Origin of the sequence: Ignatzschineria sp. RMDPL8A, from assembly GCF_029815055.1 — a bacterium.
In the GTDB taxonomy this organism is placed as follows: domain Bacteria; phylum Pseudomonadota; class Gammaproteobacteria; order Cardiobacteriales; family Wohlfahrtiimonadaceae; genus CALZBJ01.
The window spans coordinates 1,201,087-1,219,505 of record NZ_JAPPWA010000002.1 but is presented as its reverse complement, the minus strand read 5'-3'; the positions used below and the strand labels follow the sequence as shown (position 1 = coordinate 1,219,505).

The 18,419-nt window shown below is 39.3% G+C and carries 12 protein-coding genes and 1 tRNA gene; 3 read left to right on the top strand and 10 right to left on the bottom strand.

The window, feature by feature from the left end; all coding sequences use genetic code 11:
* Positions 1-2: 2 nt before the first annotated feature.
* The 4 genes from OXI21_RS07090 to OXI21_RS07075 form a co-directional block, all read right to left on the bottom strand.
* Positions 3-890: an HlyD family secretion protein gene (locus OXI21_RS07090; protein WP_279618861.1), complete on the bottom strand. Its 888-nt coding sequence runs from the start codon at positions 888-890 to the stop codon at positions 3-5.
* Positions 891-893: 3 nt separating this feature from the next.
* Positions 894-1,112 carry a DUF1656 domain-containing protein gene (locus tag OXI21_RS07085; RefSeq protein ID WP_279618860.1) on the bottom strand — a complete coding sequence of 73 codons (219 nt, stop codon included), beginning with the start codon at positions 1,110-1,112 and terminating at the stop codon, positions 894-896.
* Positions 1,113-1,294: 182 nt separating this feature from the next.
* A complete protein-coding gene (locus tag OXI21_RS07080; protein ID WP_347815522.1) occupies positions 1,295-1,792 on the bottom strand; it encodes a RidA family protein in 498 nt (165 codons plus the stop codon).
* A 63-nt stretch (positions 1,793-1,855) separates the two neighbouring features.
* Positions 1,856-3,274 carry an FAD-dependent oxidoreductase gene (locus tag OXI21_RS07075; protein ID WP_279618858.1) on the bottom strand — a complete coding sequence of 473 codons (1,419 nt, stop codon included), beginning with the start codon at positions 3,272-3,274 and terminating at the stop codon, positions 1,856-1,858.
* An 857-nt stretch (positions 3,275-4,131) separates the two neighbouring features.
* Between OXI21_RS07075 and OXI21_RS07070 the strand changes: the two genes are divergently transcribed.
* Complete coding sequence (locus OXI21_RS07070; RefSeq protein ID WP_279618857.1) at positions 4,132-4,566, top strand: SufE family protein; 435 nt, start codon at positions 4,132-4,134, stop codon at positions 4,564-4,566.
* Between the two features lie 474 nt (positions 4,567-5,040).
* Here OXI21_RS07070 and OXI21_RS07065 read toward each other — a convergent pair whose 3' ends face one another.
* The 4 genes from OXI21_RS07065 to OXI21_RS07050 all read right to left on the bottom strand — a co-directional run bounded on the left by OXI21_RS07065 (position 5,041) and on the right by OXI21_RS07050 (position 12,106).
* Positions 5,041-5,916: a hypothetical protein gene (locus OXI21_RS07065; protein ID WP_279618856.1), complete on the bottom strand. Its 876-nt coding sequence runs from the start codon at positions 5,914-5,916 to the stop codon at positions 5,041-5,043.
* The gene (locus OXI21_RS07060) at positions 5,916-10,652 is read right to left on the bottom strand and encodes an ATP-binding protein (RefSeq protein WP_279618855.1); all 4,737 of its coding nucleotides are present in this window, start codon (positions 10,650-10,652) and stop codon (positions 5,916-5,918) included. Before OXI21_RS07060 ends, OXI21_RS07065 begins: the two co-directional genes overlap by 1 nt.
* Position 10,653: 1 nt before the next feature.
* Positions 10,654-11,730, bottom strand: coding sequence for a Fic family protein (locus tag OXI21_RS07055; protein ID WP_347815521.1), 1,077 nt, complete (start codon positions 11,728-11,730; stop codon positions 10,654-10,656).
* Positions 11,731-12,029: 299 nt separating this feature from the next.
* Positions 12,030-12,106, bottom strand: a tRNA-Met gene (locus tag OXI21_RS07050).
* A 370-nt stretch (positions 12,107-12,476) separates the two neighbouring features.
* On the opposite strand from OXI21_RS07050, the gene OXI21_RS07045 reads away from it, so the two are divergent.
* Both OXI21_RS07045 and argC read left to right on the top strand, forming a co-directional pair.
* Entirely contained in the window at positions 12,477-13,010 is a 534-nt protein-coding gene (locus OXI21_RS07045; RefSeq protein ID WP_279618853.1) for a hydrolase, read from the top strand.
* Between the two features lie 18 nt (positions 13,011-13,028).
* Complete coding sequence (gene argC, locus OXI21_RS07040) at positions 13,029-14,066, top strand: N-acetyl-gamma-glutamyl-phosphate reductase (protein WP_279618852.1); 1,038 nt, start codon at positions 13,029-13,031, stop codon at positions 14,064-14,066.
* An 82-nt stretch (positions 14,067-14,148) separates the two neighbouring features.
* On the opposite strand, the gene OXI21_RS07035 is transcribed toward argC, so the two are convergent.
* A complete protein-coding gene (locus OXI21_RS07035; RefSeq protein WP_279618851.1) occupies positions 14,149-17,229 on the bottom strand; it encodes an efflux RND transporter permease subunit in 3,081 nt (1,026 codons plus the stop codon).
* A 12-nt stretch (positions 17,230-17,241) separates the two neighbouring features.
* Positions 17,242-18,315: an efflux RND transporter periplasmic adaptor subunit gene (locus OXI21_RS07030; protein WP_279618850.1), complete on the bottom strand. Its 1,074-nt coding sequence runs from the start codon at positions 18,313-18,315 to the stop codon at positions 17,242-17,244.
* Positions 18,316-18,419 lie beyond the last annotated feature (104 nt).

Genomic DNA, 18,419 nt, shown 5'->3' with positions numbered 1-18,419 from the left:
GTCTATTTCTTTGCTTGTTTCTCATCGAGCACAATGATCGTCACCGTCGTTCCGGCAATAAGATGGCGCTCATCAATCTCCGCACTGCTATGATCAAAGGCAATTTTCACCGGAATCCGCTGTGCAAGCGTTACCCACGGATAATTGGGCTGAATCGATTGCAATAATTGCTCCGCCGTTTGCGCACTTTGGTCAAAAATCGCCCGTCCGTAACCGGTGATATAGCCATACATTTTCGGCGCACCATTATAGGGAATAATCTCAACACGGTAGCCTACATCAATATGCTTAAGCTTGGTCTCTTCAAAATACCCGACCACATGGAAACTCTCTTTATCCACAAGGGCAAATAGCGGTTGCCCTGCAGGAATCACGTTCCCCTCACGAATATTCATATTGGTAATATAGCCGCTCGCTTCAGCGTGAATCTTCGTACGGCTCAGATCAAGTTCTGCTTTTTCCACCGCAATTTGAGCCTGCTCCACCTGATCATTTAATAGATCTAAATTGTATTTCACCTCTTCAAGATGCTCTTTTGAGATGGCGGCGGCGTTGCTTAAACTGGTACGGCGCTCATATTGTTGTTTCGCTTGCTCTCGGCGCACTTCGAGCTGTTTAAGCTGCGCTTCAGCATTTTTCAAATTGATCTCATAATCGGTGGGATCGATCTCAAATAGCAGGTCGCCCTTCTCCACATATTGATTATCCACGATCGGAAGTGACACGAGTTTCCCCGAAACCTGCGCCGAGACTTGAATCACATTGGCACGAATTTTTCCATCACGGGTCCAACCGCCCAAAATATAAAAATTCCACAGCTGGTACGCTACTACAATCATGATAAAAGCCATCACAACCGTAATCAGATATCGTTTTAATGTCGCGTTCATTTACTAACCTTGTAAGCCTTGTATAAATAGAAGAATCAGGTGGCTGATATAAAGAGAGACAAAATAGACACTAATGTCCACCAAATTGGGGTGCCAAATTGTGCCGGCGTAGAGTTTTTTACGATAAAATCCCCGCGCAAAGAGCCAGATAAAAAAGCCGAGAATCAGCACTTTTAAAATGCCTGGCAAAAAAATCAGTGATCCAAAGACAAGATCGGTCATAGATTCACCCTCGTTTACTTAAAAAAATGAAACATTACATTAGGGTAGCCTATAAGACAAGATTTTTATAGAAAATCCTAAGAAAAAACCTCGGCGAAATATTCATACCGAGGTTTTTGATGAAGGCATTTTGCGCCTTCTATATATAGATAGTCAGATAGTCACATGGTAACGATCATCAACTATGGACGGATCGCCGTCACTTCTATCTCAACGCGCCATGCAGGGTTCGCAAGTTTTGCCACCTGAAACGCTGAACGTGCGGGAAGTTTATCGCTTTCGCCATCAAAGAATTGTGTATAGCCGTTCATGAATCCTTTAAAATCCATGAAGCCGTCATTCTCTTCGCCGCCCACTAAGAAGACTTGCATTTTAACCACATCTTGCATGGTTAAACCGAGCTCTTCAAGGTGCGCTTTAATCTGCTCAAGCACGTTCACTGTTTGCGCTTCAGTATCCCCGTATGAGGCTAATTCTGTCGCTGGAAGCCCCGCTTCTTTCATCGTTGGGACTTTTCCGCTTAAGAAAATGATGTTTTTGCCCGCGCTAATCTCAACAGACTCCGCGATTGGCATGCCATTTAATTTATGAGCCACAAAGCCCTCCGTTTCTAGATTTGCATCGGCACTTGCAACGCCCATTACAAATGGAACTGCTAATAATAATTGTTTTAAACGCATCATAAACTCCTTACATTTCAATTAAGTGAATGGTTTATTGGTACGACTTACCTATAGTACTCGTTATTTATCAAAACGCGCAAGGCTAAACGCTTTCGGATCGATCACAGGTTTTTGCCCGGTGATGAGGTCGGCGGTGATTTCAGAGGATGCAGGCCCTTCGGTCATTCCCCAAACCGTTGCCGTGTTAATCACCAATCCTGGGTATTTTGATACCTCTGAGATGATCGGCAATTCATCAAACGTTGGGCTCACAACTGCGCCCCAACGTTCAACCACTTCAGAGGCTTCAAATTGTGGGAATTCCGCTTTCATGCGATCAAATACGGCATCTAAATGCGCATTATTTTGCGTTGCAGTCACGGTTCTGAATTTCTCAAACGGCGTCACTTCATCTAAGTTCCAAGAAGTCGCCATTTTGAATGAATTAAAGAGGTCTGGGCCTAATTTAAACTCAAGCGGAAGCTCGCCACCGCCTAAAAGATGCATAAATTTAGGACCTAAAAGGAAGCTATCTTTAACGATTGAGCTTGTGAAGATACGCGGTGCAACAGCATAGGTTCCATCGGCTTGTTCGCGGAAGTGAATGCCGTTTGGAAGATGCACGTTGCCTTTTGGCGCGCCGGGAACACCTGAAACGCGTTGCTGTGAAAGATAGACATTTAATGTCGGAAGATCAACGCCCATGTTGCCCATAAAGAGACGTGACCAGATCCCGCCCGCAAGCACTACAGATGAGGTTTTGATCGATCCTTTTTCTGTCACAACATCGGAGATTTTACCACCGGCAGTTTCAATACCGCGCACTGCACAATGGGTGAAGATTTTAACGCCAATGCTTTTTGCATAACGCGCTAATACCGGTACCCCTGTTTCTGGGTCAACACTGCCCGAATCTTCTTCAAAGCCCGCTAATTGCCACTCGGTTTGCGCATTGGGAAGACGGTTGGCTAATTCTGCACCTTGGATAATACGGGTATTTAGACCGCTGCCAAAACCGGGATTTGAGTTGAGTTTGATCCAATCTTGAACGATTTCTAACTCTTTTTCGCTCGCAATCGCTTCAACACGGCCCTGGGTACGATAGCTTGTGTCCGCGCCGATTTTCTCGTTCATGCCACGCCAAAGCTTTTTACCGTAATGATGCAGAGGGAAGATCTCAGGTGAGGTTTTATAGCTGATGATTTGACTATAGGCACGGCCCGATTGCTCGGCCGCAATCTCACCTTTTTCACACACTACAACGCTCATGCCACGCTCTCTTAAATTGATCGCGCTGAGCACCCCTTGAATACCGCCACCGATAATGACAACATCCGCCTCTTTAGGAAGTGCGCCTTCCGTACCGGGCACAAATAATGCTCTCGATTTAGCCGCTACGAGTGTCCCTTCACGGCGAGCCATAGGAACCACAGCCGCTCCGCCAGCTACAACCCCTGCAGCCCCCATACCTAAAAGAAATTTTCTACGTGAAATACCCATGTGTACCTCCTCAGCATCCCTGCTAATTACGATTCTTAAAAATAATAGGGGCGCATCATACCATAGATTTTTTTGATTGATAAATATCAATTTTCAATATAGATGATTAAAAAATCAACGAATATTGATTATAAAATAGACCTAAATCAAGAATGGCCGAAAGAAAATTACCGTAATTACAACTACTTTTAGCGTGGAGAGTCCCAATTAAAATGCCAAAATATTATGATCCAAATGGCGTTAAATTGATCAATAATATTGCTTATAAATGCAAATCTCTTAAACAATATATCTTTTACGCAACTATTATCCCCCAACGAATGATCAATCCTTAGGCAGATTTTTGTTCTTATTTAGCACAATGAAAATAAATTCGAGAGTTGGGCTACACCTTAAATCGTTAAATTGAGGCACAAGGAGCGCGTCTTTATAGACAAAGAGCGAAAAAGAGAGTGTTGAACAAAGTTTTTTATATGTGACCTAAATGGTAGCGACTTGTTTTAGTAAAATAGATTGATTATATTGGTAACTACCCGTTATAAAATTTCTGCAATTGCAGAGGCAAACAACAGGAGGAAAACAATGGGAGATACAATCGTTTTAATTCTGGCATGGGCGGTTTTCTTAATTGGCGCATTTCTCTATATTCGTATGTTCCAAACCGCGAAATAAATCTAGTTTAAACACAATAAAAAAACAATAAATCTCGTCATAACGAGCCCTCTATTAGCATCCGCTGATAGAGGGTTTTTAATGTCGGCACTATGCCAAAATCGAGAGAATACTACCCGAAGCGATAGCAAAAATGATAGGATAGAGAGATTCCGATTTAACCAGACAGATAGATTCAAAAAGCGATGACAACTTATAAACATTTCGACGAGATTCAACAGGATATTGTAAACGAATTTTCCATCTTTCCCGATTGGTACTCAAAATATAGTTATCTGATCGATCTTGGGAAAAAACTTCAAGGCGTGCCGCAAGAATTTTGCACCGAAGAGAATCGGATGCTCGGATGCATGTCGAGCGTCTGGATTAAATGCGATCATCAAGATGGACGACTCTTCTGCCAAGGCATGAGCGATGCCGCGATTGTCTCAGGCCTCATTGCCCTTGTAATCCGCACCTATAACGGTCAAAAACTTGAAGATGTACCTACCATTAATCTCTGGTTTATTAAAGAGATCGGCCTTGAAGACCACCTCTCCCCCCAACGCGCCACCGGCCTTTCCGCTATGATCGATACCATCAAAAAGTACGCGATCACCGCCGTTCACGCGCAGCATTAATTAACGTCCGGAAAATTAAATCCGGTCAATCCAAATTCGAAAGCCCCAAGCGATTCGCATGAGTTTTAAAATGCGAGCTTGGGGCTTTATTATGTTTAAAAATCAGTGAAAAATCGACACGTTTTTACAATGTGTCGATCGCATCGACACAATATCGACACTTGATCAGAGCTTATAAAAATAAAAAATGGACTTTATGGATAAATTTACAGGGATCAATCGGCTAATCAATTTGAGGAGGGATTTTAAAATCTTCGGCAGAATCTTCGGCATTTTTATGCTGGACAACAAAAAAGCCCTTAAAAATAAAGGGCTTCCATGTTTTATGTGGTGGACATAGGTGGAAAATATAGAATAAACATACAGGCGTATAGTTAGTTATCTTTATGATTCTATTGAATTTACCTCTATATGTCTATTTAAGTAATTTTAATTAAGGGGGCAAAATAAGGACAAGAGTTTTTCTTACATCAATTATAAATCAGTAAAAAAACATAATTGAGGAATGATTTCTTTAAGCTTGTCATAATAATCTTTTCTTAATATTAAATCACACCCTTCTAATTTAGCTATATTAGATTCCATACCAACAAATGAGGAACCTTTGTCAATAAATTTTGATCGCCATTGTCTAAACTGCAAAGCTATCTCATTTTGCTTGTTTAATGCTTGCAATCCTTGTTTATAATCATCAAGCGTTAGTCCCAACATGGATAACAACTCGCTATTCATCCATAAAACGTATGGAGCCTCAATGCTATTCATTTTTCCATAAAAACCTTGAATAAATGGGTTATTTTTATAAAAAGTATTCGTCCAAATATGATGAGTAATTCCTGTATTGGGCAATAAAGGATTTACATCATTTAGTTGACAAGGAAGTAAGCCTTCACATACTATTCCTCCACCATTATTAGCTTTTTCCCAAGATCTATTTAAGGTTAATTCTCTTTCAAATCGTGCTATTTGAACATAATCTCCTTCAGTAATAGGCTCTTTAAATCCTGAAATAGTTTTAGAAGGAGTTTGAATAATCGGTCTTTGAATTAATGAACTAGATGTTGCTATCATGGTTTTAACATCAATCATAATATCCTTTTCAAAAACAACGCTCTCTTTATAGTTTTGATAGAGCCATTGATTAACATGCTCAAAGACTAAAGCCTCAATGTAATTATTAGGTGATTGCAAAGAATATCCACGATTATGGAATACATCCAACTCATGCTCTCTGATATCCAACAATATTTCTTGTGATATTGTTGAAGGAAGTATCTCTTTCCAGTGTGAATAATACAATAAGTGCTGATTGATATAGTCTAGAATTTGCCTCTGATATGGTTCATCCATTATGATACCCCTCCAATGAGACTATGAACTTTATCATCAATATATACGCTTTCTATGTTGTATAAGCTTTCCAGACTTTCTTTAACTTCTGCTAAAAGCATTTTATTATTATCTTTCTCTGTTTCTAGAAGTTTTAATACAGTTGCTATAAACAACATATTAAATTGCTCATGTCGATTAAAAACCCATCTAAGAGGTTTAATTAATAAATCCCCATTTTCTTTCATAAAGTAGCTAAGAGCATAAATTATTTCTCTTTGAATATAAGCATCATGAAATTTTGATTTACTCAATAACATTACAATAGCAAGCTCATCACAATTCATTTCTAAAAACTCTGGGCTCTCTACATCTTGCCAATCAAAATTATTAATATCAGGCAATCTACTTTCTAAGACTTGATACCCTGATTTATACATATCAATAATAGTATCTTTATCAGCCCCTGCATTAGTCAGTGCAATAATGAGGTTAGCTGTTGATTCTGAAAAATACCCAGTGCTCGAAAAGTAATAATATAAAACCTCTACAAGTGTTTGCATTGCCATGTTTCTATCATAATCAACTGCTATTTTGAGAGATTCTCGTTCTGTAAAGTTTGCAAACCAACCATCCTTAGAATAAACAAAGTTATTTACTAAAAGAACAATTTTGGCTTCCTCACTTATAGGTAAATCATAAATTATTTTTTGTAAACTTCTCGATAAATCATCTGATAGGAATTGCTGTTGAATTATTTTTAACAAGAATTTAGTAATTACTTGATCATCTTGTTTTTTCTGTAAAAATGTAAATAAATAATTGGATTCTATTTCAGTTAGACTTCTTTTATTCTTGATGTGCTCTAACAACTCTTTATCATTCATCTTATCGAGAGAAGATAACTCTATGACAGTATTTTCTACTATTTTCACACTTTTTACACCAATGTTAGAGCTCTTATTGTTAGGATTAATGTCTGTAAAACCATGCTTCAATCCAAACTCATCTAGTAATGATATTAATCTGACTACACTAGTATCTTTTAAAGTGTCATATGAATCATTCCAATGTCTCTCTGATAAATCGATTAATGATTGTTTTGCTAAATTTTCATTTATTCCCTTTAATTCTTCTAAAACATTTAAGAATCCATTTAAATATTCATCTCGATTATTTGTTGGCGATAATCGGTACAGAAAACTTAAAATAATAGGATCAACTTTATCGAAACTTATATGTAGGTAATCTATAAACATATAATCCAGCTTCCAAAATGTAGGTTTAGCAATAAATTGATTAATTAAATATTTAGTAGCCAAATCATAATCTATCTCTATAAGCTTTTTAAACCAATCCATCGTTAACCAACGAGTGTCTTTGCCATCTTCTGTATGATTCATCACGGCATCGGTTAGGTATTTTAATTTTTTAGCATATTCAAGCGCGATTTCAGAACTAATTTTATTTAAAACTGACAAAGGATTAATTACTTCATTTAAGCTAGTGTCTTTTCTATAGGTGTATCCTGTTATGTATCGAAGAGCTTTTTTTAATTCTTCTTTTGCAAGTTCTTTATTCCCCAATTTTCCATAGTAGATTGCTTTCTTAAAAGAATACTCAGCATGTTTTTCATATACAACATCTTCAGACAAATTATCCCACTCATCATAAACATCTATAACAAACTGAATATTATCTTTATTTAAAAAATTATTTTCTACTAAGTAGAAAACAGGAAGAGTATAGTCAATATGTATTTTTTTCAAAGATAGAACAACATCCTTCCAAGCTTCAACAGTCGCAATATATTTTAATGCCTCTAAGACAGTTATTTCTATAATGTCCTTATTCGGATGTAAAAAATCATATGGTCTTGGATCCCCTTTAAATAACTCTAAATCACTTGCTAAGAACCGAAAATTGCTAACTATGTATTTTTCTAATTCTTTTTCTGATAAATTCTGATTAATAGCTACAGTATTTCGGATATAAAATTTTATCCAATTATAAATAAAATCCTGTTTAGGTAATGATTCTTCAAAGGAAATTAAAGTCTCAATATCTAATATGGAATATTTTTTTACACTATTATAAAACTCAACTATATCTTTTTTATTATATGGATCGCTAATAAAAGAACAGCTTAATTTTTTTAGCTCGTTCTTGTGAGTTAAAATATCAATAGGAATAAGATCTTTACAATTTGTTTTTTGCAAAACTCTATTAATTAAATCGCCAATCTTTTCTGCTAATTTTTTATTAGAAACTGATTCATATATCGCATAAACTTGGCTGAAACCCTTTGCATAATAAAGCTCTTCAATAAATATATTGAATAAATTAATTTTAAAATTATCACCTAATAATCTGTAGTTGAAAATATCTATTGGTTCTATTTCTTGAAGCCAATATTTAACTGTATATTTAAAATTATTTTCTAAATTGTCTTTTTCAAACAATTCACTAATATTTTCCCATCTTGGTTTATAACCAAATTTTTGTAAAATACTGAATGCTTGTGCTGTAATATGATTATCGAAATTTTTTTCACCATTAAAATACAAAAGATTATTGGCTTTACTTGTTCCTTCGATCACACAAATAGCCTCAAAAAATAGCTCAAAATTCTCTATAATTTGACTATGATACTCCTCTGATATAGTTGAATATATCGTACGATTCAATTCACTTAAATAAATAATAAATGGCCAATCGAGCTGTTCTGTTGCAACTTTTAAAAAGGACTTAAAATTATTTTTGATTAAAGCCTCAGAGTGACCTTGGTATAAACTATTAATTAAGAAATCAACATTAGCTAATTCTTTAATTTTTTCATATTGATGAGATTCAATGAGGTATTTGGTTAGATAGCGATAGGATTTTTGATTTTCATAAAATCCTTGTTCTTCCAACCAAAATGCTATATTTTCATGCAATTCCAATTTTGCTTCTTCAGGCAATCTCTCTAAATTAAAACGTCGGAAACTATCATGATATAGCCTTATGCCACCTCTAGAAGCATTCTCTATAATGACGGGAGATAATATTTTTAAGTCTTTCTCCATCATATAAGCAGGTTTTACTACTTCTTTTAGCTCATTCTTATAGAGAGAAAAATCCAAACAAGATAACGTATCAGCTGTTGTATTTCTTTCTAATTGAGCTGTGAGATGTTTATAATAGCTCTGTAAGTTAAAATCATATTGAGGTAGGCTTTCAATCTGTTCTTGTGAGACCCGTTGTATATTTTCTATTGATCTTAAAATATATGTTAAATAAAGAGGGTTGCCCTCACTCTTTTTGTAGAGGAGATCTGAAAGATTATCTTTTTCAAAACTGATATCTTTACGGCTAAACTTATCCATTAATTGCTTTGTAAAATTAATATTCCATTTAGGTATTGATATTTCTTGATAGTTAAAATCCTCTGTAAGAAATTTCACTTCTTCAACGTTTTGCGAACCTAAAACAATGGATATATTTTCAGAAGTTTCTAATTGAGAAATAGCTTCTATAATTCTGGTTCTATCTTCTGACAATTCCTTTGAATTTTTTAAAACTCTTTCAATATGATCTAACCCATCAATAATTAGTATAAAAGGCTCTTCAATCTTCGAGAGCAAAAGATTCAATTCAGATAGATTTGCTACATATCTATTTTCTTTTTCAGTAAATAGATCTGGAAATTTCTCTAAAATGGATGAAACTAAATTACCATAGAATGTATCAGTCTTAATTCTATCAAGTAACAAATCATCATCTGTCCCTGTAAAACAATAATGACGTATAACTGCAATATTTTTTTGTGAAAGGTGATTTATAAAATTAGTTAAAAACCATGATTTTCCAGAGCCTGGTTCTCCAAGTAAAATTGTTTTTTTATTTTCAATCTCTTCTAGAAAAGAGTTATAGTCTGAATCCGAAGTAATATTTAAATTGGCATTAATATCGAATTTTTGCTCAATTTTTCCAAAATCAGTTTTTACTCTTAATTCAATTAAAACATCTGTAACAGTAACTTCAGCCGATCGAGTTCGATAATTTCCTGCTAATTTAGCAAGGCGAACTAAAAAATCATTGATATAAACATCATCATTAGGATATTGCCCTATCCCTAATTTTTCCGCTTGTAGAATTAAAATGTTCTCTAAATCATCTGGTTCCTTAAAGCTTAAACTTGCTTTTGGGAAATTAACTTCTATTAACAACTCATCTGTAAAATTCTTAAAAGTACTTCTATCAAGATTATGTTCTGTTGCGTAATTTTTTAGACTATCCCAACGATTAAAATTTTCTGGTTCTATTTCCCATAATTTATCCAAATCTATTTTAAAAACCTTTGTTGGAAATATAGAAAAAGAAGATATATCAGATGACTGTTCAACTAATACTCTTGTGATATTGTTATCTATTGGTTCATCCCATGCCAAGCATAATCTAAATTCAGTATTAGAAGTTTCTAAATTTATCCAAGTTTCATATAAACTATGAAGAGCAATTTGATAATGGCTATCTGCAGAAAGATAATCTTTTGTTAATTTTTTTCCTGTATCTCGGTTGCTATACTTAATCTGTTTGCGTTGTACTTTCTGTTTATTTGTAATCACAATATCATCAAATCTATCGTTATCACTGTTTTTTCTATCAATAGAAAAAACACTGTCTAAATTACCCGATAAAGCTTCTTTCAAAATAAAATAACTGGCTATCAGATCTTGATACTCATAACCTTCATGTGCATGATTTAGACTCATACTATCCCCTCATCAATTCAATCAACTTATTATTAATAAACATTTTTTCTCGACCTTCCGTATGCTCAGTCAACACACCAATATCACAAAGTTTTTGTAAATAATTCGATGCGGTTTGGCGCTTAGCAATATCTTTCTCTACTAAGTTAGCAATACGACAATAAGGCTGCTCAAAGAGAATATTGACGAGCTCATAGCTATATATTTTTGGTTCTTTCTCTCTAATATGTTGAGCCGTTTCTTCGATTAATGTCGTTATTGAAGCGATTTTATTTTTTGTCCAGGTAGAGGTTTCTTCAATGGCTTTTAACATAAACAAAATCCAGGACTCCCACTCGCCACTTGCGGTAACCGTTAACAACAATCGATAATAATTGCGCTTATTCATAACAATATAACGGCTCAAATAGAGGATGGGTAAAGTCAGAAGCTCTTTCTCAATCAAATATAAAATATTGAGGATTCTTCCTGTCCGGCCATTTCCATCTATAAAGGGATGAATCGCTTCAAATTGATAATGTAAAATGGCAAGCTTAACTAACGGATCGAGATCATCTTCAACATGCAAAAAATCTTCCCAATTTTTCAGTAATGTTCTAATGGTCCCTTCCCCTGCTGGCGGAGTATAAATAACATCACCGGTAGTACTATTGCGCAATGCTGTTCCTAATTGCTTCCGCACGTTCATATCACTGCCTTTTAATGTACTGCAAATTTCGATTGCGGTACGGCTTGAAAGAGGAACGTTTTTTAATGAAATAAATCCATTATAAAGCGCACGACGATAATTTAAGGCTTCTTTGGTCATAGGATCCGCACTATTCTCTTCCCCAGCATACTGAAAGAGTTTATCTGTAGTGGTAACGATATTTTCTATCTCAGAACTCCCCTGAGCTTCTAAAATGGGCAATAAATTGATAAGAAGCCCTTGGTTCGGTAAAAGCTTTCCTGCCTGATTTAATTCTGCTAACGAAGCACGTGCAGTAATACAGGCTTTTAACACTTCTTTAGTTTCAATCTCTATATTAGGAGGCAATAGAGGAAGATCGTTATAGGGTTGATCAGCAATCCAAGTCATCATTTTTCCTTTTAAATTTTTAATACAGTATAGGTTGATGGAATCAGCACATCAACATAATATGTTTAAAAAATAGAAAAAAATCGACACGTTTTTACAATGTGTCGATCGCATCGACACAATATCGATACTTGATCAGAGCTTATAAAAGTAAAAAAATGGACTTTATGGATAAATTTAAAAGGATCAATCGGCTAATCAATTTGAGGAGGGATTTTAAAATATTCGGCAGAATCTTCGGCATTTTTATGCTGGACAACAAAAAAGCCCTTGAAAATCAAGGGCTTCCGTGTTTTATGTGGTGGACATAGGTAGATTCGAACTACCGACCCCAACATTATGAGTGTTGTGCTCTAACCAACTGAGCTATATGTCCGTTGAACTGATGTGTATTCTAGGGGGTAATGCCTTTTCTGTCAAACTTTTTTTACCATATGATTACAAGTTGAGCACTTATCTCTTTTATTGCAGATAACCACTTGTTTTAATGCAATCTAACGATATTTATGATGCGATTATTCAAGTGCTATTTGCGTGAGTTTAATAAAAGTTTAATAAAAATTTGCACGGGATTGGTGAACATTTACTCAAAATGAAGCAAAATTTTCTCCTCCTAAATTTTTCTTCTCTCCCGCCTCTAAAATTGAGGGTTTTCCGTCGCCCTCTTGTTACTTTGATGGGTTAGTGCTAAAACTATTTATATAACAATAAATATCAAACGCATCGAACATGCGTGAGGAGCGATAATGAATAACACTATTTTTGTACTCGTCGATGTCCAGGAGCGACTTGCGAATGTGATCGACCAAAATGAAGCAATTATTCGTGAAACCCATCGGCTGATTTCGGGCTTAAAAACCCTCGAGATTCCCATTTTATGGCTCGAGCAATATCCAAAAGGATTGGGACCAACCTGCGAGCCGTTAAAAAGTGAATTGACGGGCTATTGTGAGCCGATTGAAAAACGTGAATTTAGTGGCTATCTACAACCTGCCTTTGTCGAGGCGCTTGAAAAAAGTGGCCGTAAACGCGTCATTGTTGCCGGTATGGAATCCCATGTATGCGTCTATCAAACGGTGAAAGATCTCTTAAAAGAGGGTTATCGCGTTGAAATTGTCGCCGACTGCATCGGCTCACGCACAGCGGAAAATCGTAAAGTTGGCATTAAAAAAATGATGGCACTCGGCGCGCAGATCACCTCGGTCGAGACGCTATTATTTGAATTATTAGAAACCTCTCTGCATCCAAAATTTAGAGAGATTAGCAACCTGATTAAATAGAAAGGAACAGATAAAATCATGATCAAAGTAGGAATTATTGGCGTTACGGGCTATGCGGGCATTCAGCTTTTATGGCTCCTTGAGAACCACCCGAATGTTGAGGTCACGATGCTTGCGTCGCGCTCTTATGAGGGCATGGATCTTGCAGAGGTATATCCAAATTTTCAGGGTCGACGACGCCAAATCCTACTCTCTGATGATGCGCTGATGAGCCGTATTGATGAGCTCGATTGCCTGTTTATGGCGCTCCCTCACGGGCTTTCACAACCCCTTGCGCAAAAGGCGCACGATCATCATGTCAAAGTGATCGACCTTGGGGCAGATTTCCGCTTTGATGATCTTGAAACCTATGAGAAATGGTATAAGGTCAAACACGAATCAAAAATACTCAATGATCGGGCGGTTTACGGGCTTTGCGAGCTCTATCGAGAAGAGATTAAACAATCGGATATTGTCGCCTCACCAGGATGTTTTCCAACCTCCGCCATTTTGGGCGCAGCGCCTCTTTTAAACGCGAAGCTTGTCAATCCAAAAACGATTATTGTCGATTCCAAATCAGGCACAACGGGGGCCGGTCGAGGTAATAAAACCGCCTCGCTATTTTGCGAGGTTAATGAGAGTTTTAAAGCGTACGGCGTCTTTTCCCATCGCCATCGCCCCGAGATTGAGCAAGAGCTCTCACATGTCGCCGATGAGTCTGTCGAAATCGTCTTTACGCCCCACCTTATTCCAATTAACCGTGGAATTTTATCCACCATTTATCTCGATCTAAACACCCATCAAACCGAGGCCGATCTGTTAAAACTCTATCAAGATTTTTATCAAGGGGAAGCCTTTGTGCGCGTCCGTGAATCATTACCGGAATTGAGTCATGTGAAAGGGACAAACTTTTGCGATATCGCCATTCGCGTTGATGAAGAACGTCAAAAAGTGATCGTTATTTCCGCGATCGATAATCTCATCAAAGGCGCTGCCGGCCAAGCGGTACAGAGCATGAATATTATGCATGGACTTGATGAAACTCTCGGACTGAAACTGACATCGATGTATATTTAATCCATTAAAAATCAATTAAAAAAGCCTACTCAGAACATTATCTCAGTAGGCTTTTTAATCTTATATATTTTTATATGAAACGTTAGACGACCTCCTCACTCACCTCATACTCTGAAAAGTCGATGCGTTTGTGGCGATTGATAATCATATAGACTACCGGCACCACAAAGAGCGTCAGAAGTGTTCCAAGTGTAAGACCACCGACGATGACCCAGCCGATTGCTTCGCGGGATTCAGCGCCCGCGCCCGTTGCAAGTGCAAGCGGTAAAGAACCGAGCACCATTGCTCCCGTTGTCATTAAAATGGGGCGCAGACGAAGGGCCGCCGACTCTTTGATTGCCTCAAGTTTTGCCTTGCCTTCATCTTGCAATTGATTGGCAAATTCAACGATCAAAATCCCGTGTTTAGTAATGAGCCCAACAAGCGTCACAAGGCCAATCTGGCTGTAGATATTGAGCGAATTCCCCGTAAGATAGAGCGCGCCAAGAGCACCAAATCCAGCAAGGGGCACCGAGGTGAGAATAATAAAGGGGTCAATCCACGACTCAAATTGCGCCGCTAATACAAGATAAATAAAGAGCACCGCAAGCCCAAACATCAGATACATCGACGAACCAGAATCAATGAGCTCTCGCGCTGAACCGGTGTAATCGAGCATCGCATCAGGCATCACCTCACGAATTACCTCTTCAACCATCCGCAGGCCTTCTCCTTGCGATGTCCCCTCTTCTAAGTTCGCTGAAATCGTCACCGAACGGAGTTTATTAAAGTGGCGTAATACCTGAGGCGCAATGGTCTCTTTAATAGTGGCAAACGTTGATAACGGCACCATCTCGCCACTCTTAGTGCGCACATAGATATCTTCCATATCCCGCGGTTTACTGCGCTTATCAGGGTTTACTTGCACAAGTACATCATACTGCTCAGCGCCCTCTTTAAAGCGGGTAATATTACGGCCACCGAGCGCCGTTTCAAGCGCCTTGCCGACAACATTGACATCAACGCCAAGGAGCGCAAGTTTTTCACGATCCACCGAGACTTCAAGCTGTGGCGTATTCATGCGAAGATCGTTGTCTGGCGTAACAAGCTCGGGCATCTGATTCAGACGCGCCATAATTTTATTAACCTTTTGGTCGAGCACTTCAAAGGATTCGTTCGATCGAATAACAATCTCAACCTCTTTTGAGCGCCCATCCTGCCCAAGCGATTGTTGGTTACTTGCAAAGACGCGAAGCCCAAGCGCGACATCGCGAAACTCGCGGTTTAATCGGCTCACCATCGCCATCTGCGACTCTTTACGTTCGTCCCAATCTTTGAGCGTCACCGAACCAAATCCGCCCGATGCAACGCCCGACACCACAAAGACATTTTCCGCCTCAGGCTCGTTGATTAAGAGATCTTCCACCTCGTTTAAATAGCGGTCAGTAAAATCAACCGTCGCACCATCAGGGGAAATTGCTGCAATACGAATATTCCCGCGATCTTCAATCGGCGAAAGCGCTTGAGGAAGGAGATTAAAGAGCCCGTACGTTCCCGCCAATACGAGCACCATCACGATCACAATCACGCTTTTCACCTTAAGAACTTTCGCAAGCAGCCCTTCATAGAGGTGATTAATTCCCGTTAAAAAGCGCTCAATCAGAGATGAGAGTTTCCCCTGTTTATGGGACGGTTTTAAAAGACGCGAGCACATCATCGGCGAGAGCGTCAGCGCGGTAAAACCTGAAATCATCACCGCCAGTGCCAGCGTCATAGCAAACTCAACAAAGAGCTGCCCAATTCGCCCCTCTGAAAAAGTGAGCGGTAAAAAGACCGCCGCAAGCGTAATCGTCATTGCAATAATGGCAAAACCGATCTCTTTTGAACCCACAAAGGCGGCGCGAATCGGATGCATTCCCGCTTCAATATGGCGGTGAATATTTTCAAGCATTACAATCGCATCATCGACCACGAGCCCAATTGCCAGCACAAACGCCAGCATCGTCAACGTATTGATCGAATAACCAAGCACATACATTAAAAAGAGTGTTCCAACTAGCGCAATCGGCACCGTGATCATGGGAATAATGGTCGCCCGCGCATCGCGGAGGAAAAAGAAGATAATAATTCCGACAAAAATCAGCGCTTCTACAATGGTTTGATAGACCGATTTAAGCGATTTATTGATAAAGACGGAGTTATCTGAACTAATCCCAAGCTCAACCGAATCGTCTAGACTTGCTTGAAGCGCCGGTAATACGCGCCGTACCTCGCTCGAAAGAGTTAAAGGATTTGCCACCGATTGCTTAATAATCGCAATCCCAACGCCCTGCTTCCCATTCATGCGCGGTTTTGTGGTCTCTTCCACCCCGCCAAGCTCGACATTTGCCACATCGCGAAGGCGTACAATATGCTGGTTTACATTGGAGCTTTCCGGTTTTGTCGTTTTAATGACGACATCGCCAAATTCCTCTTCACTATTTAAATCGGTCCGCGCGACAACTGAAAACTCTTGCGTGGAGCTCTTCACCGTTCCTGCAGGAATCTCGACGTTTTGCGTTCGAAGCGCTGACTCGATATCGGCCACCGTAATCTCAAAAGCCGCCATCTTTTGGGTATCGAGCCAGACGCGCATCACCGGCTGACGTTCTCCCCAAATGGTAATGCTCGACACGCCCTCAAGGAGTTCAAGTTGCGGTTTTATCGCAAGCTCCACCATTTTAGTAAGCTCAATGGCACTATGATTATCACTTGAAAGCGTGAGCACCATCACCGGATCGGCATCAGAATCACTTTTGCTGATAATCGGCTCATCGACCTCTTCGGGTAGCATGCGTTTCGCGCGAGAGACTCGGTCGCGCACGTCATTAGCCGCCTCTTCAATATTTTTATTGGGTTTAAAGGTGATATTAACGTTAGAAAATCCGCGGCGAGACATCGAGGTAATATAATCGATTCCTTCAATGCTCGTGACCGCATCTTCCACTGCTTTTGTCACCTGAGTTTCGATAATCTCAGGGCTAGCGCCAGAATAACTGGTGCGAACGCTAATGATCGGCACATCAATATCGGGATATTCGCGAATGCTCAAACGATCAAGCGCAATCATGCCGAGTAAAATCAGCACAATATTGATCACTATCGCAAAGACCGGGCGACGAATGGAGACTTCTGATAACATCATAATGGTAACTCCCTACAGCGCATTCGCCGTCTCTAATCGCTCAAGGCGAAGCGTGCGTGAGCGTTCATTTTCCTGCACCGTTGCGCCATCGCTAATTCGGATTTGCCCCGCCCGAATCACAAGCTCCCCACCGGAAAGCCCTTTTAAAATCTCCACGTGTGAACGAGTTCGCTCACCAAGCTCCACCTCGCGCATGAGCGCTTTATATTGTTTATCATTGCCGGCAATGGGTTCGGCAATATAGAGAAAATGTTTCCCCTCTTGCGCCACAATTGCCTCCTCCGGCACCATCACCACATCATATCCATAAGGAATTTTAAGCGCGAGACGGGTGAACATTCCGGAGATTAATTTCTCATCAGTATTATTGTAGAGCGCGCGGATCGCTAGCGATCGCCCCTCTTGCTCAATTTTTGGGCTCACGGCATACACCTCTGCCTCAAACATCTCATGGGGAAAGTTATCAATGGAAAATTCCACCTGTTGCCCCACTTTTGCAATGTGTGCAACGCGCTCTGGAATATTAAACTCAAGCTTGAGCTGATCGGTATTTGAGAGTGTCACTAGGCTCGTGCCCGCTTGGATATAATCGCCTAGATCGAAGTTTTTTAGTCCCATCGTGCCATTAAAAGGTGCGTGAATGGTCATCTTTTCAAGATCGGCTTTGGCAATTTCAAGACGCGCTTCCGCTTGGAGAAGGGTTGCATGGGCTTCATCTCGCATTTGCGCCGTAGCTCCGGCTTTTGCCGCTTGAAAACGCTCATAGTTTTGCCGGGCAATCATCACTTTTGATTCCGCTTCCACGACATTCGCCGCCTGAACGCGTTTATCAAATCGAATGAGTACATCGTCTTTAGCAACATTGCGCCCTTCAATAAAATCAATGCCGATAATGCGCCCCGAAATTTCAGGACGAATGGTGATTTCCGAGGAGGGAAAGAGCGTGCCGATCGCATAGATCTCTTCGCTTTTAGGAATTAATTGGCTCGCTTCAAGCTCCACTTCCGTTGCCTTATCTTGTGCTTGGAGGAACATCGGAAAGAGCATCAACAGGGAGAGCCCAAGGGAAAGATAACGTCGATTCATAGCGCAAACCTCTCGCGTAATACTAAACTCTAGCTAAATAATGTGAAGAATCCTAGCATAGCCTTTAGTGTGTGATTTTTTGTAAATAAGTCAGCTAAATTAAT